This window comes from Vibrio sp. EA2 (assembly GCF_033042495.1).
Lineage (GTDB): Bacteria > Pseudomonadota > Gammaproteobacteria > Enterobacterales > Vibrionaceae > Vibrio.
Window position 1 is genome coordinate 367071 of sequence record NZ_JAWLID010000002.1, and the last position, 21956, is coordinate 389026.

Sequence of the window (21956 nt, forward strand, 5' to 3'; positions counted from 1 at the left end):
TTCCTTTATACATGCTGTATGTGTATACAGTAGTTTGTTTTATGGAACTGATCAACTGATTTTTATGCTTATAGTGGCAAGTTATTTTCGGGTGTTTGTCTAGTTTTGTTATTAACTATATGAATTTGTTGGTTTAATTATTTTGTTGATATGTTTGATACGGCTTGTAAAGTGTGAAGTGAATAACAGTACTAGCTTTGTATTGAGGTAAAAAACTACTGTATATACAGTGAACGTGGTCAGTTTTATACAGTGCTTTTAGGGGGGACGTTGGGTGTCAAAGGCTATGGAGAAGGGTAGATAGCAAAAAAGCGCCTTGGAGGCGCCTTTAGAAATCAGTTCTGTTGATTTGAGTTATCTCAGCTCGCACGTTGAGTATTGCGCTCACGCATCTGCATTTCACCTTGGTTAAATAGGCGTACATCGATTTTTGCCATATCGTAACAAGATTTACATGAGTGATGATGTTTACCATCTAAATAGTCATGTCGCGTGATAAGAGCTGGTTTTTTACACCAATCACAGGTGCCTTCTTCAGTGAACATTGATTTTTCTCCCCACCTAGAAAAATTAGAGTCTTTAGGTGTTATTTTTCGCAGCGCATTATGACACAAGTAAGTGGGTTAAGTTAAATATCTGTTAATGGTTTTGAGAGGGAAATCGATTGCAACGAACTGTTTATAGGGCCTGAAGAGTTGTGGCTTCTAACTACTTTCTAGTTTTTACGGTTTTGTAACATTTTGTGTAATTATTCTAGAAGTCTGATTGAGGTGTTTGAACTCTGCCTGAAAAACAAGTGCTTAAGGTAAAGCAAAAATAAGGGGTTTGAGAGAGGTTGATATGTCAGGCCTAGATGTGTTTCTAGGCCTGTGCCGGTAATTATTGTTAATTACCTTGTAATGTAATCCAATTACTTCAGAGGCAAGATTTGAATTTCGACACGGCGGTTACACGCGCGGCCTTCTGTCGTTTGGTTGGAGCAAAGTGGGTTACGTTCACCATAACCGCGCGCAATTGCACGACCAGGAGCAACATTTTGTTGTACTAGGAACTGACGCACAGATTCTGCGCGATTTTCCGATAGTGACTGGTTGTACGAATCACTACCAGTGCTGTCAGTGTAACCATCAATCACAAGGCTGGTATCTGGGTACTCAACTAGGATACGTGCGACACCACGAAGCGTGTTGTGGATACCGTAATCAAGTTGGTAAGAATCGGTAGCAAAACCGATGCCGTTTTCCATACGAAGCAGAAGCTGGTTTTCACCAACACGTTGTACTTGTACACCAGAATTCATTAACTCTTTGCGTAGTGCCGCTTCTTGCTGGTCGAAGTAGTAACCGGCACCCGCACCAGTTGCACCACCTGCAGCTGCGCCAATTAAGGCACGTTGACGACGCTCTTTAGCATTATCACCCGTCGCTAACCCGATTGCAGCACCAGCGACCGCACCTGTGATGGCACCGATAGTCGTGGAGTTAGTTTCGTATTCACCTGTAGTGGCGTTTTGACGTTGAGTGGCTTGACAGCCTGTAAGAGCAAGCACTAGGGCAAGTGCGATAGACAGCTTTTTCAAGGGAAAATCTCCATATAAAAATTGAGGCGAAACGCTGCTTTATAAAATTAGACTTAAATTATTAATCAGTCGTTATCGATCTTTGTTAGCTGAAGGTAAGATGGAAGCAGAAAATTGTAAGAATTGTCCTACTCTGGCCAAATAACGTCTACGTATTTGCTACGCAGTTAAAACTATTTGGCCTTTTTGAGGAGTTGAGGAGGTTAGTCCGAGTGATTATCCAGCATTTTTCTTGCTTGCTCACCGCCCACACCGCGGTTCACAGACACTTTTCGACCTTTCTTCAAACCAACTTCATAATCTGCGGTTAGGTTTTTCATCGCTTCTTTAAGTTGTTTCTTAAAGGTTTCGCGATCAATGTTTTTGAATTCTTTGTCGATGTAGTCATTTATTTTATTGGCTGACTCTTCGTCAGGGGAGATCACTGGTAGCTTTTCAATTGCACCTTCAACCCAACCAGAAACAAATGAGTTTACCCGGCGGGTTACTTCCATGGAAGAAGTGCCACTACCCGCAAAACTATTTCGGAACTGACCAGTACTTTCGTTCATTTCGCGATAGATAATATCGAAAGCGAAGGCGGCAAAAATCGCACGGTCGGCTTCGCCAATAAACTCCACGCGTTTAAGCCCTTTGTGATTCAGCAGAACTGCCTCAACGCCAAACTTGGTGTTGATGCCACGAATCACACGCAAAATAGTAGAACTTATGTTTGCGGGTAGCAGGTGGGAAGACTGTGTTTTTCCCATTTTGATGAACTCAATATCATCTTTGTCCAGACCATACTTCATCATCAGGCGATGTGCCATCTTGATGGCGTTAGCAGCCTCATTGACGTTGGCAGAGTTACCCAGTTCTAAACACTTGGCGATTTTTTTCAGGGCTTTTTGTTTATCCATCGACAACCAATTACGAAAGCAGAAAATTTATGAAGTCAGATATATTACCTTTTTTGACATAAAAACGAAATACAATGCGACGGCTAAAGAAGGAAAACGCCCCGTTGCGAGCCGGAGCGTGGTATTCCTGCATTCTATTGAGAAGGTCAGATTTCTCTGACATGAAGGGACAACGATGTTGTACGCGGTTACAAGCCCAGCTGGTTTAACAAGTCATTGGCTTCATCTGTTGCAAGTGATTTCTGAGTTTCCTTTTCTGCCATCTTTTTGCGAGTCGCTTCCAGAATATCATCCGGGTTTTCGTCTTCAGCGATTTCAAATTCTTCAAGCTGAATGAATTCGGTTTTATCCATTGCCAGTTCGAGATAAAAAATGTTGTTATTTGTGGTCGAGAAAGTCACACGGCGCGCCTGTGGGCGATCAAGATTGGTGTCTACCTGCAATATCACCTGTTTATTCAATGACAGCATTTTGGGTTGATTTTGCGTGATGTTTGTTTGCAACTCTTTGCGAATTTTATTGGTAAAATCACCCACTAATTGGTTCATCAGTTCGCCAAGCACATCCGCAACTTCATCGGAGGTATGTGAGATGGCCAGCTCTTCTTCGGGCATCCCCATATTGCGCATGTAATTGGTGTAAATTTCGAGTGCGGCTTTAGCAGTAAAGTTAATAACAACTAAGCCGGTGAATCCACCATCAAACAAGACAAAACAACCGAAATCTGGCTTAAGGCTGGTTTTGTTGATCTTTTGCACCATGGCGGAATAGTTTACTTGAGAACAAGTCGCCGAGGTAAGCACGCCAGAAACCGACTGGCAAAGTTTTAGAAGGATATCTTCTGTGGTTACTACTTTATTCTTTTTCATTCTGAAAGCTCATTGAGATAGGCTATTTCTTTCTCAATGTAAGGCATTAATAGTCAAGAAATAAAGCATAAGTTTCAATATTGTATTGAGATTCTGATTTAATCGCTTTTTCAAATGTTGTAAAGTGATGAAACCCGAATAAAATCACTCCACTCTGACTCGACTGCCTTGCTCGAGACTTCATCGAAAAGCAGCTTGAGGATTGAGTAATATAATTAGATAACCCGCAGCTGATAGGATCAGCGTCGTAGGGGCAGGAAGCAAATGTTACCAAGATTACACTCGCAAACTGACGTCGACCCTCTTGTTCTGATTTTTTTAAAAGAGCTTGAACAAGCTGGATTCACTGGTGATATAGAAAGCCAATATTCAAGCCGACTCGCGGTTTCCACTGATAACAGTGTGTACCAGCAGTTACCTCAGGCGGTTGTTCATCCTCGAACAACGCAAGATGTTGCGCTTATTGGTAAACTGAGCAATAAAGAAAAGTACGAGCGAATCACGTTTTCACCTCGCGGTGGCGGCACTGGTACTAATGGGCAGTCCCTGACGAAAGGTATTGTGGTTGATTTGTCTCGCCACATGAACAAAGTACTTGAAATTAATGAAGAAGAAGGCTGGGTACGTGTGCAAACTGGTGTCATTAAGGACCAGTTAAATGACGCCGTTCGCCCATATGGCTACTTTTTCTCTCCCGATTTATCCACCAGTAATCGCGCCACTATTGGTGGTATGGTCAACACGGACGCCTCCGGTCAGGGATCGCTGAAATACGGAAAAACGTCTGATCACGTCCTCTCGTTACAAGCTGTGTTTGCCGATGGCTCGATTTTAGAGTCAGACTTGTCTCATGGTTATCCAGAAGAGGGCGAGTTTGCCGCAACCGCGCTGAGTGTTACCGAATCAGTGTGTCGTGAAAAACGTCAGCAAATTAATGATAAATTCCCGCCTCTAAACCGTTTCTTAACCGGATACGATCTAAAAAATGCACTTAACGAAGCGGATGATCGCTTTGATATCACTCGCGTATTGTGTGGTGCAGAGGGCTCACTTGCCTTCATCACAGAAGCGAAATTAAACCTGACTCGCATTCCTAAAGTGCGTACTTTGGTCAACGTTAAATACAACACGTTTGATTCGGCCTTGCGTAATGCCCCACTGATGGTGCAAGCGAATGCAATGTCGGTTGAAACGGTTGACTCAAAAGTGCTTAACCTCGCGAAACAAGATATTGTTTGGCATACGGTCAGCGATCTCATCACGGATGTACCAGACAAAGAGATGCTTGGCATCAACATGGTGGAATACGCGGGCGAGGACGCTGAGGAGATCGCGTCACAAGTTGCGGCGTTAACTGCCAAGCTCGATACCATGCTCGAAACAGAAGAAGCGGGCATTATCGGCTATCAAGTCTGTGATGATTTGGCGAGTATCGGCCGTATCTACAACATGCGTAAAAAAGCAGTAGGTCTGCTTGGTGCGGCAAAAGGACGCGCTAAGCCTGTGCCGTTTGCAGAAGATACCTGTGTTCCACCAGAAAACTTAGCGGACTTTATTGCCGAGTTCCGTGAACTTCTGGACGGGAAATCTCTGAATTACGGTATGTTTGGCCACGTTGATGCGGGTGTATTACACGTTCGTCCTGCTCTGGATCTGTGCGATCCTCATCAAGAAGCACTAATGCATGAGCTGTCAGATGAAGTGGTTAAGCTGGTCGCGAAATACGGCGGTTTGATGTGGGGTGAACACGGTAAAGGTTTCCGCTCTGAGTACGGGCCGGAATTCTTTGGTGAAGAACTGTTTACCGAGCTTCGACGTGTGAAAGCGGCATTTGACCCACACAACAAGATGAACCCGGGCAAAATCTGTACGCCGTTAAACAGTGATGCAGAGTTGGTGAAAGTGACCGACACCAAACGTGGTTACTATGACCGTCAGATTGATGTTCAGGTTCGTGACAGCTTTAAGCAAGCGGTGGAATGTAACGGTAATGGCTTGTGCTTTAACTACGACACCAGCTCACCAATGTGTCCATCGATGAAAGTGACGGCTGATCGTCGCCATTCGCCAAAAGGCCGTGCAGGATTAGTCCGTGAGTGGTTGCGTCAGTTGACAGAGCAAGGTATCGATATTCTCGACCTTGAAAAACAAGCATTGGAAAACAAATCGTCGATCAAAACTATGATCGATCGCGTTCGCCATTCCATTAACCGTCGTCATGAATACGATTTCTCTCATGAGGTTTATGAGGCGATGAATGGCTGTCTGGCGTGTAAAGCGTGTGCCAGCCAGTGTCCGATTAAAGTGGATGTACCGAGCTTCCGTTCCCGCTTCTTAAACATCTATCACTCTCGTTACCAACGTCCGGCAAAAGATTACCTGGTGGCGAATATTGAAACCATGTTACCGCTGATGGCGAAAGCTCCTAGCGTTGTAAATAGTGTTATCAAGCAATCTTGGGTGAAAAGCTTAACTGCATCGACAGTGGGCTACGTGGATGCGCCTTTGCTGTCTGTACCGACTTTGCAAAAACGTATTGAATCGCTGACCACCGATTATGACCTTACTGCGTTGTCGCGACTGTCTTCGGAAGAGAAGAGCAAGCACGTTCTGATTGTACAAGACCCGTTTACAAGTTATTACGATGCCGAAGTGGTAGAAGATTTTGTTAAGCTGACCAGAAAGCTGGGCATGAACCCGGTTCTGCTGCCATTTAAACCCAACGGCAAAGCGCAGCATATCAAAGGCTTTTTACGCCAGTTCTCTGAAACGGCAACGGATACCGCGAAGTTTTTATCTTTGGTTGCCGATCTTGGCATTCCAATGGTGGGTGTTGACCCTGCATTAGTGCTTTGTTACCGAGACGAATACAACGAAGTGCTGGGCAGCAAGCGCGGTGAATTTGATGTCCTGACTGCTCATGAGTGGCTATATCCAAGACTGGACAAATTCGCTGCGGTAGAATCTGCGCAACAAGAACCTTGGTATCTGTTCGCACACTGCACAGAGAAGACCAAAATGCCAAATGCTGAAAAAGAGTGGGGCGCGATATTTGCTCACTTTGGCGCAGTGTTGAATACCGTCCCGGTTGGCTGTTGTGGCATGGCGGGTACCTTTGGTCACGAAGTGGATAAGTTGGAGATGTCGAGAGATATTTACAACCTCAGCTGGAAAGCAAACTTAGATAAGTTGGACAATGAGCGATGCCTCATAACGGGTTACTCTTGTCGAAGCCAGGTTAAACGCTTCGAAGGAACTAAGCCGAAGCACCCGGTTCAGGCTTTGCTGACGCTTATTTAAAGCACTTCTAATAAGATTAAGCCCAGTCGTTATGCTGGGCTTTTTATCGATTCACCCCTTAAGAATTCAAAGGATTGAACCTTGAGAAAACTTGAACTTAGAGTCCCACCTGTTGCGGTATTCTTGTTGGTGATTTTACTGATGTACTGGCTGAAAGGGCTCACGCCAGACTTTATGATCACTGTCCCTTTTGTCGAATTTGTTGTTGCTATTCTAACGCTGTTATCGGGCGTTATTGGCATTGCTGGCGTATATGAATTTCGCAAAGAAAAGACGACCGTCAATCCGGTTAAACCCGAGGCTGCCACATCGGTAGTGAGTACTGGCGTCTTCGCTTATACGCGTAATCCAATGTATGTAGCGCTGTTGCTGCTTATTATTGCGTTAGGGTTATGGTGGCAGCACCTAAGTGTCATTCTTTGTGGCGCTCTATTTATCTCTTATATGAATCGCTACCAAATAAAACCAGAAGAGCACGTGTTAGAAAGGCTGTTTGGTGAAGACTACCTGAAATACAAAAACCGGGTGCGTCGCTGGCTATAGCCCCAGAGTTTTGAGCTTCTGTTTGCGTTGCTTTTTTGCGTTGCTTCAGACGAGATGATGATTTTAATTTGGCTTACATCGTCCCCGGGGGTCTTTGAGCAAAATCTTCGACCACGAAATCAATCAGTGCTCTGACTTTACGCGGTATGACGTTGCCCTCCAAATAGACCGCGTTAATCGGGTGTGTATTCATACTGTAGTCATCAAGGAGTTTGACCAGTCTTCCGCTCTCGAGATCGTTTTGTAAAACAAAGTCCGGACAAATCGCTATCCCACGTCCATCTATCGCCCAATCTTTTGCGATGCGAGCACTGTTCACCATGAGATTCCTTTCTGGAGCCACAGAGGTCTCTTCTTCTCCCTGGTAGAATAGCCATTTGTTGTGACCTCTTCGGTTGGTGTCAATAATACAGAAATGTTCCTTGAGCGCTTGAGGTGTGTTTGGTGTTCCTCGCAGTTTCAGGTATTCGGGTGAGGCGACGACACAACTGGTGATTTCGCCAAGTTTCCTTACTTTCAGTGTTGCCGTGTCTGGCATCCCAATACGAAATGCTAAATCAATGCCCTCTTTGGCTAAGTCCACATAAGAGTCGCTTAAGCGAAGATCGATGGAGAGTTGAGGATGAAGAGATGAAAAGCGGCTCAGTAAACCTGTGATGTAGATTTCTCCGAACGTCAATGGTGCGGACACACGCAGGACGCCCGTTAATCCTTTTGATTCTTCTGATATAGCACCCAGCAAATCATCTAACTCGTCTAACAGGGTGGGGGCTCGAGCCAGTAATTCCTGACCTGTGGGAGTAAGACCAACCTTGCGAGTGGTTCTCTGTAATAACTGTGCGCCAATTTTTTCCTCCAACTGAGCGACATATTTAGAAGTGATCCGGTTAGATACACCGAGCCTTTGTGCTGCTTCTGTAAAAGATCCTGTCTGTGCGGTCGCCACAAACGCTTTTAACCCATCAACCAAGTCCATTTTATTACTACCCATATTAGGAACAAATTGTTGAATATCATTCTACATAATCGTCATTGTATTGAAAGTGTGCTGGGTACATAATTTCTTCATACCAAGTTAAGCACGCCATATTGTGGCACTCAAAAATAAGGGAAAAGCGATGAGCGTTATGTCCTCACTTCAAAAGCTGAAAAACAGATTTAAAGCGTCACCAAGAATGCCAGTGGTATTTCTTGGTCATGGTTCCCCAATGAACGTCATTGAGGATAATGAATTCACACGTAGTTGGGTGGAACTTGGACGTACACTGCCAAGACCTCAGGCGATACTGGTGGTTTCTGCTCACTGGATGACACAGGGTAGTACGCTGGTCGATGTTTCCGCACTACCTCGTACCATTCATGACTTTTACGGTTTTCCTGATGCGTTATATGAGAAGCAATACCCGGCAAAAGGGCATCCACAGCTAGCGAATGAAGTCGCGGCTTTATTATCGGATCATCATGTTCACACGGATGATACCTGGGGACTGGATCATGGTGCATGGTCAGTACTGAATTCGTTGTTTCCGGCGGCTGATGTACCGGTATTTCAATTATCTATTGATATAACCAAAGACATGAACTGGCACTTAAGCATAGGCAAAAAGCTATCTGAGTTACGTGACCGAGGTGTGTTGATTCTTGGTTCGGGCAATATTGTTCACAACTTAAGAGCCTTACAGTTTGATGGACAACCACACGACTGGGCGATTGAATTTGATCAGTTTGTTGCTGAGCAGTTGAATAACCGTGATTTTAAATCGTTAGCCGATGTCGCCGCTATGGGTAACCTAATGCGTATGGCGAATCCAACACTAGAACATTATGCGCCTGCACTAACAATCGCGGGCGCATCAAACTTGAAAGATGAACTTGTTTATACCTCAGAAGGGGTTGAGTTAGGTTCTATCTCAATGCGTTCATTCGTTTTCAACGGCGCTTAATTTTTTGGAGGATCAGAGTATGTTAGTAGATGGAAAATGGACAGAAAACTGGAAAGCGTTGCAAAAAGCGGATGATAAAGGACGTTTTGTACGTCAGGTCTCCGAGTTCCGAAACTGGATCACTCCGGACGGCAGCGCAGGCCCAACAGGGACAGGTGGCTTTAAAGCTGAGCCCGGACGTTACCGACTCTATGTCGCCTTAATTTGTCCTTGGGCGTCGCGTACACTCATCGCGCGTAAACTGAAAGGGCTGGAAGATATTATTCCGGTAACGGTGGTTAACCCGCAAATGACTTCGCAAGGTTGGGCATTTGGTGGTTATGATGGTGCTGATACCGATCCGCTGTTTGAATCGCAATACATGCATGAAATATATACACGAGCGAACCCGACTTATACTGGGCGTGCCACTGTACCTGTACTGTGGGATATGAAGCAAAATGTATTGGTGAATAACGAGAGTGCTGACATTCTTCGCATGCTGGATACGGCTTTTGAAGAGATAGTGCCATCAGACGTCAGATTGTACCCTGAAGAGCTTTCTGCAGAGATTGAAGAACTCAACCCACGTATCTATAACGACCTCAATAATGGGGTCTACAAGGCAGGCTTTACTCAATCCCAATCTTCTTATGAAGAAGCGGTAAATGAAGTTTTTGCGATGCTTGATGAACTTGAGCTACGTTTGGAAGGACAAGACTACCTTATTGGGAACCGTTTAACGGAAACCGATATCCGTACGTTTGTTACGCTGATTCGTTTTGACGCGGCGTATCATGGGCTATTCAAAACCAATCGTAAGCAAATTGCGGCCTATCCGAATCTTTCCGCTTACATGGAACGCATACTCAATCTCCCGGGCGTGGTAGAGACGGTAAGTATCGATCACATTACAGCGGGTTATTATTCGATCAAAGAATTGAATCCAGCGGGAATCCGTCCAACAGGGCCTGCCCATATTGAGGCAATGATTCAGTCAGCGAGAAACGCGAATCAATAAAGATGACAAGAAGGTCAAATAAAATAGCGGCAACGCCTTGTAGGTCGTTACCGCTAACAATGTTTGCTTGGGAGCTTGAGGCAGTGGTTAGGCTGCCTCAATGAACTTTGCTAAGAATGCATCCTTACGAGCGTGGAAACGCTGAACCAGATCATCGACCGCTTCTTGGTCGTAAGGTTTTAAACCACTTGCAACCATGCGCTTGATGCCGTTGCCGACAACTTCACCATCTTCTTTGAAAGCAAAGTTCAGCGTCACAACGCCACGTTTGCCTTCTACGTCGAACGTGGCACCGGTAAATTCTACTTCCGGATGCGTCAGGTCGAGACGAGCAAACTCAACTTCCATACTTTCGTAAATCACTAATGGACGTTGGCAGTTGATCATCATTTGTTGCTCTTCCATCAGAGGAACCATGATGTGCGGGAAGTTCTTGCCAGAAAACTGAACATAATTTGTCACTACGTGCTCAATGAAAGCCGCATCGTGATTGGTCTCACCTTCACGAGACATATGCAAATATTCCTTGCCTGCCTCATCAACCACAGCACTTTCTTTCTCACACTTATTCTCGATATGAAGCGCAACGCCATCATTCACCATACCAGAGAAGCTAAAACGCATCTTTTGGCTAATGCCTTCTTTGCTCAGTAGTACGGCAAACAGTAGATCGCCTGGAACACAAAAGCGTTTGTTGTCTTCATCATGAATCGGGTTGTAATCGCCAGCTACGCGCTTCGCAAAGTGACTTGCCTGCTCGCGAGTGAACTGAAACTGGTGCTCATTGTTAGAAAAATAAGGTGTTAGAAACATAATTTTTACGTAGTAACCAAAACTGTAAGGGATTATATGCGAAACACTGACGGGCAATGGTCCATCCAGTGAGATTTAACCTATCTTAACAACCATGTAGTCCTCTAGTCATCGAAAGACAAATGGTTAAATACGCACACTTGATTCACTTTTTATACCTATCAACCTCATCCTACCATGTAATGTTACGACGTTACTTAGGTACGAAGTGCTATAGGTAAAAGTATAGACATAAAAAAGCTCCACATTTACACGGAGCCTTCTAATACTGCTTTTAGAGCAGAAGATTACATTATGGCTCGTCTGCCATGGCGTTGGCGATATCCCAACACAAGCGAGCCGCCAAGCGTGCGGTCTGGCTATCAACATCATAATTTGGGTTGTATTCGGCAATATCAGCCAGAATCAACTTGTTTTTATAATGCAGAATTCGTTCTAGAAACGGGGCGATGGTGTCGTAGCTCACTCCACGTGCCGCTGGTGCGCTGACTCCCGGCGCGGTTGCTGCAGGAAACACGTCTAGATCTATGGTGAGATATAGATAGTCACAATCGTCGATAAAGTGTTGCAGTTGTGTCAGATGATAGCTGTGGTTCAGGTAACTCAGCTGATGATCTTCGACGTACCACACATTCAATTCATCGGCTTTCTGAAATAAAGCCTGAGTGTTGCTGCTGCGACTGACACCTAAGCAGGCATAATGGAATGCCCAATCATTGTGTTGGCAAAAGTGATTAATTTGGTTGAATGGCGTACCAGAGCTTGGCTTCACGTCAGCCATTGGGCTTTCAAAAGCACGCAAATCGAAGTGTGCATCAAAATTAATAATGCCAATTTTCGGCTTTTTATCCGGATGATTTGACTTAAAGTACTCCGCAATTCCCGAGAACGACGCCCATGCGATTTCATGTCCGCCACCCAGTACAATAACTGGGGTGTGGGGCAGTGCTTGAGAAATTGCACTGGCACAACGCGCCTGGCTTTCTTCCAATAAATCGTCTTCACACACTACGGTACCAAGATCATAAATGGGCGCATCTTTGTGCCACGCGAGATTTGCCAGAGCACGACGGATTAAGTCTGGCGATTTCCTCGCTCCTACGCGACCTTTGTTCCTTGCTACACCAGCATCCGTTGCGAAGCCTAATATTGATACACCTTTTGGTTGTTTATCCAGCTCGTGAGCTGACTGATGTTGGACAATATGGTGGATACGTTGGCCAATCTTTCCGTCTTCAGCATCATGACGGCCTTGCCAATGAAATAGTGGGTTATGTAGGTCTGACTGAGACATATTAAAGGCCTCCATGTGCAATGTACTCACCATTTACTATACGACCTACCAGACGTTTTGCACCGACTTGATAGCTCAGATCGGCCGGATGGTCGATATCCCAAACAGAGAAGTCAGCATCAAAACCCACTTTTATCACTCCTCGTGAACCGTCGTTCCCCAATGCTTGTGCTGCATATTGAGTTGCGCCTCGCAGCGCTTCCTGCGGTGTCAGACGAAATAGGGTACACGCCATATTCATCATTAGGGTCATATCGGAAAATGGCGACGTGCCTGGGTTAACATCAGTTGCGATCGCCATCGGTACGTGATGTTTTCTCAGTAACTCAATCGGTGGCAGTTGCGTTTCACGCAAAAAGTAAAACGCGCCTGGAAGCAAGGTGGCGACGGTGTTTGATTTGGAAAGCGCGATAACGCCTTCTTCATCAAGAAATTCAATATGATCGGCAGAAAGGCCGTTGTATCGTGCGGTAAGTGCGGTACCACCGAGGTTAGAGAGCTGCTCTGTGTGGCCCTTTACTTTTAGGCCGTGTTGTTTTGCAGTGGTAAACACCTTTTCTGTTTGCGCTAAATTGAAGCCGATAGATTCGCAAAAAACATCGACGCTGGTGGCCAGCCTCTCTTCTGCAACAAGTGGGATGATGTCCTGACAAATATGTTCAATATAGTCATCGGCGCGACCTGCAAACTCAGGAGGTAACGCATGCGCAGCAAGTAACGTTGTAGTGACTTTTACCTTTCGTTCTTGCTCTAATGCTTTTGCGGCACGTAGCATTTTCAGTTCGTCATTGAGCGTGAGCCCATAGCCGGATTTCACTTCAACCGAAGTGACACCACTGGCTAGCAAGCCGTCTAAACGTGGCAGTGCGAGTTCGACTAACTGCTCTTCGGTCGCTGCTCGTGTTGCTTTTACGGTAGAGAGAATACCACCACCTTGTTGAGCGATCTCCTGATACGGCACACCGTTTAAACGCATCTCGAACTCATTGGCACGATTACCGGCATAGACAAGGTGAGTATGACAATCGATCAGGCCCGGAATCATTAACTTGCCTTGTAGATCGAGACTTTGCGGGTAATTTTGAGGATCTAGCTGTGACTCGATTTGAGGGTCGTCTTCACCATGCGAACAAGTACTGATGGCGACGATTTTCCCCGATTGAATACCGACACGCGCAGGTGATGTAGGCAGATATCCTGCTTCCCCTTGCGTCATAGTGACCAGACGCGCATTTTCAATCAGCAAATCCATTTTTGTATCCTATTTGGTTGGTAGCATTAAATGTATATACAAATATGTATAATAAGAAAGTATCGATGACAAGATTGATGTTGTAAAGGTGTGATCGAAGAGTAGGGGGATTGTTATTCTCACACGTTTAAATCAGCACTTTGGAACTCAACTTGTACTTGTTGCCTGGATGGTAGAGCAAGGCGGTGCTGACCAATTTATCTTGGCTCCAGGTTCTTCGGTTTAGGAGAAGACAAGGCTCATTAGCCTGCATTTTTAGATCAAGCTTGATGCGGCCATCCGGAACGATAGCTTCAACGGTATGTTCGATGGCACTAAGCGGGCAGTTATCGGACAAAAACTGGTTTGGCGTGATATTCGTGAAGTCTTGGTCCAGGTAGCTTGGCGCATATTGGCTGTTGACCCAGCGCAGTTCCAACTGAATTGGCGTGCTGTCTTCGTAGTGGATAATTTCACTGTAGAATACGGTGGTGCCCAGCATCACGCCAAGTTTTGTTGCGATGGTCGCATCGGCTTTAATCGCGACCTGTTTTAGAACCTTGCTGCGATACTCACGGCCGCGTTCACTGACTTCCTGAGCAATATTGCGGATGTCCAACAGCGGCGACTCTGATTTTTCAACCGGATCACAGACAAATGTGCCAAGCCGCGGGCGACGTTGAAGCCTGCCTTCGTTAACGAGATCTCGAATCGCCTTGTTCACGGTCATCCGACTGACTTCAAATTGTTCGGTTAACTCGAACTCAGTTGCGATACGTTGTCCTGTCGACCACTCTCCCGATTCAATTTTATCGAGAATAAATTGTTTAATTTGCATGTAGAGTGGTGCAGACATCATGGCTTTCCTTTAATTGACTATACAAATAGTGCTCAATTTCAGTGAAAATAGCAAATCATTCTCGGGAACTTGCGTCGAAAAGGCTGCTTTTGCAGCAACTTTTCGACCTCTGAAGTGATGTCTCATGTGGGCACTGTGCGGCTATTTTCACGGGATAAGGGAAATAGCCCGTATTCTTGTTGTCTATAGCTTGAAGCGCACCAAGCAATTGTGTAAACAGGTGGACATCAAAATAAAAATGATAAAGAAGTAAGGGAAGAAATGTTTAAAAAGTTAAAAGCATCATTAGGAATTGGTTCGGCAAAAGTGGATACCATTTTGGATGAGATGAGTGTTTACCAAGGTTCAACGCTTACGGGGCATGTCCACATTATTGGTGGCGATGTTGAACAGCGAATCGATGCAATCACCATCAAACTGAATACGGAAATGAAAGTAGAAGTGGATGACAGCGTCAGATACGAGACGTTTACGCTTGATCAGTTGAAAGCTGTTGAGCCTTTTGTGATTCAAGCCAATGAAGAAAAGCAAGTTCCGTTTCAGTTGAAGTTACATGATGAAGCACCAATCACATTGGTCTACGCATTAAAAAATCAGTGTCACGTCTGGCTAGAAACCACACTAGACATTGATTTCGCGATGGACCCACGTGACCGCGACTACATTGAAGTGAAGCCGTTACCAGTGGTCTCGCGAGTGATTCAGGCAATTGAACAAGCGGGCTTTACGATGGTGAAAGCGGATGTTGAAAAAGGTTTCTTGCGCGGCGGTTCTTTCTCTTCTCGCTCAGGAATCTATCAGGAATTGGAGTTCCGTAACAACGGTTTCATCTCTTCGAAAGAAATTGAACTTTCCTTCATTTTAGACGGGCAAGTCATCCACTGTTTAGCAGAAATCGACCGTTCGCTCAGCTTGTCTGGCGACCAGTATCGTTCATTTACTTTACCAATCAGTGCGACAGATGCTCAAGTCGCCGCAGCGATTGCTCCAACTTTAAGTTTATAATTGATTAGCTGCCTGATCCCGGCCTAAATAAGTACCGATAGCCAATCGTAAATGCGATATCGGTACTGTTGTCCATGTTTCCCACATTCTCTATAGCGATGAGCTCCAAAGCAGAGTTTTGCATTAGGTAGCGATAGCCAACTTTAATCTCTTTGGCGGCATCGGCAAATTCGTCCGGGCCTTCAGCTGAACCTTGGTACCAGTGTTACTCAATGATCATATGGTGATTTTCGGCAAGGGAGTAACGATAGCCTGCTGAAATTGCAGCCGTGTTCTTTCGATAGGGTAAGTTGAGCATTGCACGGTCGTCAGTACGAAAGGTCATTCCTATCATTGAATAAATGGCATGGTCGCTATTCAGATAGCTATAGTTGACCTGAAAACCTTGTTCAAAACTGCTTCCTTTAAAGGTGCCGTGAGTAACCTTGTCGTAATAAAGGCTGCCACCAAGCGACAGGCCATGCTGTTTGCTTTGAAATATCTGGTATTGGACGTAAGTGGAAATATTATTGGCGATGGTTTCTCTGCTAAAGTCGTCCTCAAAAACGCCGTATTGGGGCATTGATATGTAAGATCGGCCTTTGCCAACTTCATCTCGTCCATTTTGATCGATACTAAATAAATCATGGAATTTTCTCGTAAGACCATCCAGATGGTTATCGGCTTCAAATACCCAGCGATAGTTGAGCTCCCACTGCCAGCGGCTGCTGATTTGCCATTTTCCACCAACCTCGACCTGATTATGGTAATAATCTAAAGCGTACTCATCCGTATGAGCCCAGACACTGGCTATTGTGGCCGATGCATAACCTTCAATGTAATCTGAAGGCAAACTAAATCCTGAGCGTAAGTAATTAGTATGACTAACCGATTGTATCGGTGATTGAGCGTAGGCGCGGAGCGGGCCATAAATGTCATTGGCGGCCAATGCAGGGGTTGAAAAACATACGACATAGCAAAATAGGGTAGGATGCCATCTCATTTTGATCATAATGAATACCTAAACGGAAATGACTCATTAATGTAAATATAGTGTTAATCTAATTTTTTGGTCCCCATTTTTATTTTCTTTTCTTTGTGTTAGCTGTTTTTTCACTTGTTGAGCAATTCATGGGTGAAGATTAAATGACAGAGTAAATCGCTCTTTGCATTCTAATTGTGAGCTAGGTACAATCTGCTGTTCCGATAACGGTCCGGTATTCGTATTACCGAGAGACCTTCATCGACTCTCAACTATTTTCCAACAAATAGCTTCTAAATTTGAATAACATGTGTTGCTTGGTATGCAACACCACTGTAAAGGACATAGTATGCCTATTATTACTCTTCCTGACGGCAGTCAACGTCAATTTGATAACCCAGTATCTACTATGGAAGTTGCGCAATCGATCGGTCCTGGTCTTGCTAAAGCAACTATCGCTGGTCGTGTTAACGGTAATCGTGTTGATGCGTGTGATCTAATCGAAGAAGACGCAAGCCTTGAAATCATCACTGCAAAAGATGAAGTAGACGGTCTGGAAATCGTTCGTCACTCATGCGCTCACCTTCTTGGTCACGCTCTGAAACAGCTTTACCCACAAGCAAAAATGGCGATCGGTCCAACCATCGATAGCGGCTTCTACTACGACATCGACTTAGACGAGTCTCTAACGCAAGAAGATCTTGATAAGATTGAAAAGCGTATGAAAGAGCTAGCGAAAACCAAGTACGAAGTAGTTAAGAAAAAAGTAAGCTGGCAGGAAGCGCGTGATACCTTTGAATCACGTGGCGAACCATATAAAGTGGAAATCCTGGATGAAAACGTATCTCGTGATGATCGTCCAGGTCTTTACCACCATGAAGAATACATCGACATGTGTCGTGGCCCTCACGTTCCTAACATGAGTTTCTGTCAACATTTCACTCTATTGAATGTTGCAGGTGCTTACTGGCGTGGTAACAGCGACAATAAAATGCTTCAGCGTATTTACGGTACGGCTTTCCACGATAAGAAAGCACTTAAAGCTCACTTGACTCGCCTTGAAGAAGCAGCGAAACGTGACCACCGTAAAATCGGTAAGCAACTAGACCTATTCCACATGCAGCAAGAAGCACCGGGTATGGTGTTCTGGCATCACAATGGTTGGTCTATCTTCCGTGATCTGGAAGTCTTTGTTCGTGATAAACTGACCGAGTACGACTACCAGGAAGTGAAAGGTCCTTTAATGATGGACCGTGTTCTTTGGGAACGCTCTGGTCACTGGGACAAATACGCAGATGCGATGTTCACGACCTCTTCTGAAAACCGTGAATACGCAATTAAGCCTATGAACTGTCCGGGTCACGTGCAGATCTTTAACCAAGGTCTAAAATCGTACCGTGATCTACCGTTACGTATGGCAGAGTTCGGCTCATGTCACCGTAACGAACCATCAGGCGCACTACACGGTATTATGCGTGTACGTGGCTTTACTCAGGATGATGCTCACATTTTCTGTACTGAGAGCCAAATCCAAGAAGAAGTCACCAGCTGTATTAAGATGGTGTATGATACGTACCAAACATTTGGCTTCGATAACATCGTCGTTAAGCTGTCTACTCGTCCAGAACAGCGTGTTGGTTCGGATGAAATCTGGGATCAATCTGAAGAAGCATTGAAACTGTCTCTAGAATCAATGGAAATTCCATACGAGATTCAAGAAGGCGAGGGTGCATTCTACGGTCCTAAGATTGAGTTCACGCTATACGACTGTCTAGATCGTGCATGGCAGTGTGGTACTGTTCAGTTAGACTTCAACCTACCTGGTCGCTTAGGCGCAACTTATGTAGGTGAAAACAACGAACGTCTAGTTCCGGTAATGATTCACCGCGCAATTCTAGGTTCACTAGAACGTTTCATCGGTATCCTTATCGAAGAATACGCTGGTTTCTTCCCAACTTGGTTGGCACCAGAACAGGCTGTTCTTATGAATATTACTGATAAACAGTCAGATTATGTTCAAGAAGTAGTACAAAAATTACAAAAAAGTGGAATTAGAGCTAAAGCGGACTTGAGAAATGAGAAGATTGGCTTTAAAATCCGCGAACACACTTTGAAGCGTGTACCGTATATGCTTGTCGTTGGTGACCAAGAAATGGAAGCTGGCGAAATTGCAGTGCGTACTCGTAAAGGTAAAGATCTCGGTAAATTTAAGGTGGATGATTTTATCTCTTACATCCAAGACGAGATTTCAAGCCGTAAGCTCAATCTGGAGGAATAAGCTATTAAAGGCGGAAGACGCGGCCAACAGCCGGTAAAACAAAACCCACACCGTTTAAACGGTGAAATTCGTGGCGTTCGTGAAGTTCGACTAACAGGCGCTGACGGTGAATCAGTTGGTGTTGTATCGATCCAAGAAGCGATTGCTGCTGCTGAAGAAGCAGGTATGGATCTTGTTGAGATTAGTCCTAACGCTGAGCCGCCAGTTTGTCGTGTGATGGACTACGGTAAATTCCTCTTTGAGAAGAGCAAGGCTGCGAAAGAGCAGAAGAAGAAGCAAAAGCAGATTCAGATCAAGGAAGTAAAATTCCGACCTGGAACTGATATTGGAGACTACCAGGTAAAACTACGCAACCTGGTGCGTTTCCTAGAAGAAGGCAACAAGGTGAAGGTAACAATTCGCTTCCGTGGCCGTGAGATGGCACACCAAGACATCGGTGTCGACGTTCTAAACCGCTTGAAAGAAGATACTGCAGAACTTGCTGTAGTTGAATCTTTCCCTAGCCGTATTGAAGGTCGTCAGATGATCATGGTGCTAGCCCCTAAAAAGAAGTAATTAACGGCTCATAAAGTAATTAAAACCTAGCCGATTCCCTTTGAATAGAAGGTTCGCGGTTGGGTTTTGTTCGCCCTAATTACATTGTTTATTAAACTACTACAATGCGGAGTTATTCATCATGCCTAAGATGAAAACCAACAAAGGTGCTGCTAAGCGTTTCAAGAAAACTGCTGGTGGTATTAAGTACAAGCACGCTACAAAACGTCACATCCTGACTAAGCGTACTACTAAGAACAAGCGTCAACTACGTCCAAATGCAATCCTTCCTCGTTGTGAAGTGGCTGCAGTAATTCGTATGTTGCCATACGCTTAATTCTTTATAGTTATCAATCGTTTAGTTTAGGAGAAGCATAATGCCTCGCGTAAAACGTGGTGTACAAGCTCGTGCACGTCATAAGAAAGTTCTAAAACAAGCTAAAGGTTACTACGGTGCGCGTTCACGTGTTTACCGCGTAGCTTTCCAAGCAGTTACTAAAGCTGGTCAATACGCTTACCGTGACCGTCGCGCTAAGAAACGTCAATTCCGTCAACTTTGGATTGCACGTATCAATGCGGCATCTCGTCAAAATGGTCTATCTTACAGCCGTTTCATCAACGGTCTTAAGAAAGCATCTATCGAGATCGACCGTAAGATCCTTGCGGACATCGCAGTATTCGACAAAGCTGCATTCGCAGTTCTAGTTGAAAAAGCGAAAGCTGCTCTTTAATTAGCAGTTTAGGTTTAAGAAAAGGAGAGCATTCGCTCTCCTTTTTTATTGCTTCTAAAAGCCATTCCCCCATATTTCCCTCGATGCCTTCATCTCCACTGCTCTTATCGTCTCTCCAGCACCCATATTTTCACTTCCCAGTGTCGGCAAGCTTCAGGTAAAAGCCAATAAGCTTAATCCAACTGCTAAGCTCTGCGCTTGTCAAAGAAGGTTAATCCAATATGATGATGAGTTTTTACCAAAGTCCACGGTTTTAATGTCGTATAGGGGGAGGGGCTGCGATCGATTTCTCTTGGTTTGATAAATTGTATTTTACCGCACGTAAGGTGAATTAATATGCATTTAATGTTTTGAATTGGTAAAGTGTAACATTCTGACTTAGTGCGATTTCTATGGTGTAACATTCCGATTTTTTTGATGTTAATGTTGTAAGTGTCTAAATAAATGTTGAATTTACTTGTTTTTATTATCAATAAGACTTGGTGGGAATAATGAAATCAACAGCATTTTCCAAGGTGTCAATTGTCATGCGAATGTAAGGGGTAGTATATTAATTCATATTTTTATGATAAAAATATGAACTATTCACTAGCTGAGTGATTCTAAGTTGTTACAAATTTTGTACAGCTGTAACTTTGCCAAAAGGAATCGTAGATGAGAGATTTGACTCCCGAGTATTTGTTAGCCGCTTTAAGACAAGCGATTAAGACAAAAGGGCTAACATATCGAGAGCTATCTGAAAAAATGGGCATGCCGTTGTCCACTTTTAAACGACATTTAACCAGTACTAACCTGGCTTTAGATAAATTACTCGAATACTGCCGAGCCATTGATTGCACACTAGATGAACTGCAAAAATTAGCCGACCAGCTTCAAGGTGAAGATGAAGACTACTTTAGCCGCACCCAGGATGAAGTCTTCTTCCAGTATCCAAATCTTTACGACTTTTATCGTGAGTTACGGATGCTACGTGGTAAAGATGGCTACTCAATCTTAAAGAAAAAGTATGAACTGTCTAAACAGAGCATGTCCGATTACCTAAAAGCACTGGAGCTATTGGATCTTGTCTATGTCGATGAAGAGAACAACATCACGCTTCATGGACCGCTTTTCTACAGCTATGCTGCAAACTCGAAGCTTAACGATAAATACACAGATATCATTAAAAAGCAGGCCATTGCCGCTGAGAACTGTGTCCGTGTCGCTTTGGCAAGGATGAAGATTACAGAAGAGCAGCTTTTACAGCTTGAAGATATCGTTGCCAAGACAGTGCTTGATTTCCATTCAAAGAATGTTGTCGCTGAGAACTATGACGTCTCGGATTTCACCAACATTGTCGTGTTAGCTGGCCCGCATCAGCCTGTCACATTCTCTGATGGCATTACTGAGACAAACGCGCACTTTATTGATGATATTCGCTATGCCATTGCTGCTGCCGGTGAAAAGCCGAGCTTATCAATCTAGCTTCCATTCATTATTTTCTGGTTGGTATCGCTACTATTTTTTTAACCATTGTCTGTCTAATCTACACATTGGTTTGAAATCGTAGCGGTATCTTGCTGTTCATCACGACAACACGCCACGTGTGTTTTCTCGTTTTCAAAATCACTGCTTGTAGCGGTTTTGTTTTCGGTAAATAACTCAGTTCAATCAGGCTCAAATTCATCACAACAGTGCTTTTTTTGAGTTTTTGTGTTCTTTTTATTCAATAACCTCTTCTTTTAGTAATTCAATTTGGCATTGGTGTCTGGTTTGGCTACTATGTACAGCTATCAAAAAACCAATCACTCCCTTATGGACACTACCAACAGGTAGATGAGGAAACGATGCAACATCTAGAAGAGATCATTGCTAGCGCGAGCACTGCAATTGAAGCTGCCGAATCGCTAGTCGCACTTGATGAAGTGCGTGTTCAGTATCTAGGTAAGAAAGGTGAGCTAACTGCTCAGCTTCAAAGCCTAGGCAAACTACCACCAGAAGAGCGCCGTGAAGCTGGTCAAGAGATCAACAAAGCGAAAGGTGCCGTTCAGCAAGCAATCGCAGCTCGTAAAGACGCACTGCAACGCGCCGAGCTAGAAGCGAAACTAGCCGCTGAAACTATCGACGTAACGCTACCG

At 44.5% G+C, this 21956-nt stretch carries 19 protein-coding genes and 2 pseudogenes; 11 read left to right on the forward strand and 10 right to left on the reverse strand.

What is annotated here, in order from left to right; genetic code table 11:
- Nucleotides 1–359: 359 nt before the first annotated feature.
- From RXX31_RS05960 to RXX31_RS05975, 4 genes are all read right to left on the reverse strand, one after another.
- The gene (locus RXX31_RS05960; RefSeq protein WP_317588177.1) at nucleotides 360–545 is read right to left on the reverse strand and encodes a hypothetical protein; all 186 of its coding nucleotides are present in this window, start codon (nucleotides 543–545) and stop codon (nucleotides 360–362) included.
- A 365-nt stretch (nucleotides 546–910) separates the two neighbouring features.
- Nucleotides 911–1579: an OmpA family protein gene (locus RXX31_RS05965; protein ID WP_317588178.1), complete on the reverse strand. Its 669-nt coding sequence runs from the start codon at nucleotides 1577–1579 to the stop codon at nucleotides 911–913.
- A gap of 203 nt (nucleotides 1580–1782) precedes the next feature.
- Nucleotides 1783–2478 (reverse strand): DUF2786 domain-containing protein, encoded by a 696-nt coding sequence (locus RXX31_RS05970; RefSeq protein ID WP_317588179.1) that lies wholly within the window; start codon nucleotides 2476–2478, stop codon nucleotides 1783–1785.
- A 188-nt stretch (nucleotides 2479–2666) separates the two neighbouring features.
- A complete protein-coding gene (locus RXX31_RS05975; RefSeq protein WP_317588180.1) occupies nucleotides 2667–3347 on the reverse strand; it encodes a DUF3334 family protein in 681 nt (226 codons plus the stop codon).
- A gap of 264 nt (nucleotides 3348–3611) precedes the next feature.
- Here RXX31_RS05975 and RXX31_RS05980 point away from each other — a divergent pair, with 264 nt between their 5' ends.
- On the forward strand, nucleotides 3612–6647 hold the full coding sequence (locus RXX31_RS05980; protein WP_317588181.1) for an FAD-binding and (Fe-S)-binding domain-containing protein: 3036 nt from the start codon (nucleotides 3612–3614) through the stop codon (nucleotides 6645–6647).
- A gap of 81 nt (nucleotides 6648–6728) precedes the next feature.
- The gene (locus RXX31_RS05985; protein WP_317588182.1) at nucleotides 6729–7190 is read left to right on the forward strand and encodes an isoprenylcysteine carboxylmethyltransferase family protein; all 462 of its coding nucleotides are present in this window, start codon (nucleotides 6729–6731) and stop codon (nucleotides 7188–7190) included.
- Between the two features lie 73 nt (nucleotides 7191–7263).
- Here RXX31_RS05985 and RXX31_RS05990 read toward each other — a convergent pair whose 3' ends face one another.
- Nucleotides 7264–8181: a LysR family transcriptional regulator gene (locus RXX31_RS05990; protein WP_317588183.1), complete on the reverse strand. Its 918-nt coding sequence runs from the start codon at nucleotides 8179–8181 to the stop codon at nucleotides 7264–7266.
- Between the two features lie 127 nt (nucleotides 8182–8308).
- Here RXX31_RS05990 and ygiD point away from each other — a divergent pair, with 127 nt between their 5' ends.
- Nucleotides 8309–9133 (forward strand): 4,5-DOPA dioxygenase extradiol, encoded by an 825-nt coding sequence (gene ygiD / locus RXX31_RS05995; RefSeq protein WP_317588184.1) that lies wholly within the window; start codon nucleotides 8309–8311, stop codon nucleotides 9131–9133.
- A 19-nt stretch (nucleotides 9134–9152) separates the two neighbouring features.
- Nucleotides 9153–10133: a glutathione S-transferase family protein gene (locus RXX31_RS06000; RefSeq protein WP_317588185.1), complete on the forward strand. Its 981-nt coding sequence runs from the start codon at nucleotides 9153–9155 to the stop codon at nucleotides 10131–10133.
- 87 nt (nucleotides 10134–10220) lie between these two features.
- Here the strand turns inward: RXX31_RS06000 and RXX31_RS06005 are convergent, their stop codons facing one another.
- From RXX31_RS06005 to hutC, 4 genes are all read right to left on the reverse strand, one after another.
- A complete protein-coding gene (locus RXX31_RS06005) occupies nucleotides 10221–10946 on the reverse strand; it encodes a DUF3581 domain-containing protein (protein ID WP_317588186.1) in 726 nt (241 codons plus the stop codon).
- A gap of 292 nt (nucleotides 10947–11238) precedes the next feature.
- On the reverse strand, nucleotides 11239–12240 hold the full coding sequence (hutG, locus tag RXX31_RS06010) for a formimidoylglutamase (RefSeq protein ID WP_317588187.1): 1002 nt from the start codon (nucleotides 12238–12240) through the stop codon (nucleotides 11239–11241).
- 1 nt (nucleotide 12241) lies between these two features.
- The gene (hutI, locus tag RXX31_RS06015) at nucleotides 12242–13492 is read right to left on the reverse strand and encodes an imidazolonepropionase (protein WP_317588188.1); all 1251 of its coding nucleotides are present in this window, start codon (nucleotides 13490–13492) and stop codon (nucleotides 12242–12244) included.
- A gap of 127 nt (nucleotides 13493–13619) precedes the next feature.
- Complete coding sequence (gene hutC, locus RXX31_RS06020) at nucleotides 13620–14327, reverse strand: histidine utilization repressor (protein ID WP_317588189.1); 708 nt, start codon at nucleotides 14325–14327, stop codon at nucleotides 13620–13622.
- A 264-nt stretch (nucleotides 14328–14591) separates the two neighbouring features.
- Here hutC and RXX31_RS06025 point away from each other — a divergent pair, with 264 nt between their 5' ends.
- Nucleotides 14592–15335, forward strand: coding sequence for a sporulation protein (locus RXX31_RS06025; protein WP_317588190.1), 744 nt, complete (start codon nucleotides 14592–14594; stop codon nucleotides 15333–15335).
- Between the two features lie 4 nt (nucleotides 15336–15339).
- On the opposite strand, the pseudogene RXX31_RS06030 reads toward RXX31_RS06025, so the two are convergent.
- Nucleotides 15340–16326 (reverse strand): annotated as a pseudogene (locus RXX31_RS06030) (DUF3187 family protein).
- Nucleotides 16327–16645: 319 nt separating this feature from the next.
- Between RXX31_RS06030 and thrS the strand changes: the two are divergent.
- From thrS to RXX31_RS06060, 6 genes and pseudogenes are all read left to right on the forward strand, one after another.
- Nucleotides 16646–18574, forward strand: coding sequence for a threonine--tRNA ligase (gene thrS, locus RXX31_RS06035; protein ID WP_317588191.1), 1929 nt, complete (start codon nucleotides 16646–16648; stop codon nucleotides 18572–18574).
- 3 nt (nucleotides 18575–18577) lie between these two features.
- A complete protein-coding gene (gene infC / locus RXX31_RS06040; protein WP_076633413.1) occupies nucleotides 18578–19129 on the forward strand; it encodes a translation initiation factor IF-3 in 552 nt (183 codons plus the stop codon).
- 121 nt (nucleotides 19130–19250) lie between these two features.
- On the forward strand, nucleotides 19251–19445 hold the full coding sequence (gene rpmI, locus RXX31_RS06045; RefSeq protein ID WP_005462620.1) for a 50S ribosomal protein L35: 195 nt from the start codon (nucleotides 19251–19253) through the stop codon (nucleotides 19443–19445).
- Nucleotides 19446–19485: 40 nt separating this feature from the next.
- Nucleotides 19486–19839, forward strand: a complete 354-nt coding sequence (gene rplT, locus RXX31_RS06050; protein WP_004727974.1) for a 50S ribosomal protein L20 — start codon at nucleotides 19486–19488, stop codon at nucleotides 19837–19839.
- Nucleotides 19840–20493: 654 nt separating this feature from the next.
- Complete coding sequence (locus RXX31_RS06055) at nucleotides 20494–21303, forward strand: helix-turn-helix domain-containing protein (RefSeq protein ID WP_317588192.1); 810 nt, start codon at nucleotides 20494–20496, stop codon at nucleotides 21301–21303.
- Between the two features lie 362 nt (nucleotides 21304–21665).
- Nucleotides 21666–21956 (forward strand): annotated as a pseudogene (locus RXX31_RS06060) (phenylalanine--tRNA ligase subunit alpha); the annotation flags it as partial.

What these genes read in the sequence shown, in the direction of transcription:
- RXX31_RS06005 (WP_317588186.1), bottom strand. Translation starts at nt 10,946, where the DNA reads ATGTTTCTAACACCTTATTTTTCTAACAATGAGCACCAGTTTCAGTTC.
- hutG (WP_317588187.1), bottom strand. Translation starts at nt 12,240, where the DNA reads ATGTCTCAGTCAGACCTACATAACCCACTATTTCATTGGCAAGGCCGT.
- RXX31_RS06025 (WP_317588190.1), top strand. Translation starts at nt 14,592, where the DNA reads ATGTTTAAAAAGTTAAAAGCATCATTAGGAATTGGTTCGGCAAAAGTG.
- RXX31_RS05960 (WP_317588177.1), bottom strand. Translation starts at nt 545, where the DNA reads ATGTTCACTGAAGAAGGCACCTGTGATTGGTGTAAAAAACCAGCTCTT.
- RXX31_RS05990 (WP_317588183.1), bottom strand. Translation starts at nt 8,181, where the DNA reads ATGGGTAGTAATAAAATGGACTTGGTTGATGGGTTAAAAGCGTTTGTG.
- hutC (WP_317588189.1), bottom strand. Translation starts at nt 14,327, where the DNA reads ATGTCTGCACCACTCTACATGCAAATTAAACAATTTATTCTCGATAAA.
- ygiD (WP_317588184.1), top strand. Translation starts at nt 8,309, where the DNA reads ATGAGCGTTATGTCCTCACTTCAAAAGCTGAAAAACAGATTTAAAGCG.
- RXX31_RS05975 (WP_317588180.1), bottom strand. Translation starts at nt 3,347, where the DNA reads ATGAAAAAGAATAAAGTAGTAACCACAGAAGATATCCTTCTAAAACTT.
- RXX31_RS06000 (WP_317588185.1), top strand. Translation starts at nt 9,153, where the DNA reads ATGTTAGTAGATGGAAAATGGACAGAAAACTGGAAAGCGTTGCAAAAA.
- RXX31_RS05980 (WP_317588181.1), top strand. Translation starts at nt 3,612, where the DNA reads ATGTTACCAAGATTACACTCGCAAACTGACGTCGACCCTCTTGTTCTG.
- hutI (WP_317588188.1), bottom strand. Translation starts at nt 13,492, where the DNA reads ATGGATTTGCTGATTGAAAATGCGCGTCTGGTCACTATGACGCAAGGG.
- rpmI (WP_005462620.1), top strand. Translation starts at nt 19,251, where the DNA reads ATGCCTAAGATGAAAACCAACAAAGGTGCTGCTAAGCGTTTCAAGAAA.
- thrS (WP_317588191.1), top strand. Translation starts at nt 16,646, where the DNA reads ATGCCTATTATTACTCTTCCTGACGGCAGTCAACGTCAATTTGATAAC.
- rplT (WP_004727974.1), top strand. Translation starts at nt 19,486, where the DNA reads ATGCCTCGCGTAAAACGTGGTGTACAAGCTCGTGCACGTCATAAGAAA.
- RXX31_RS05970 (WP_317588179.1), bottom strand. Translation starts at nt 2,478, where the DNA reads ATGGATAAACAAAAAGCCCTGAAAAAAATCGCCAAGTGTTTAGAACTG.
- RXX31_RS06055 (WP_317588192.1), top strand. Translation starts at nt 20,494, where the DNA reads ATGAGAGATTTGACTCCCGAGTATTTGTTAGCCGCTTTAAGACAAGCG.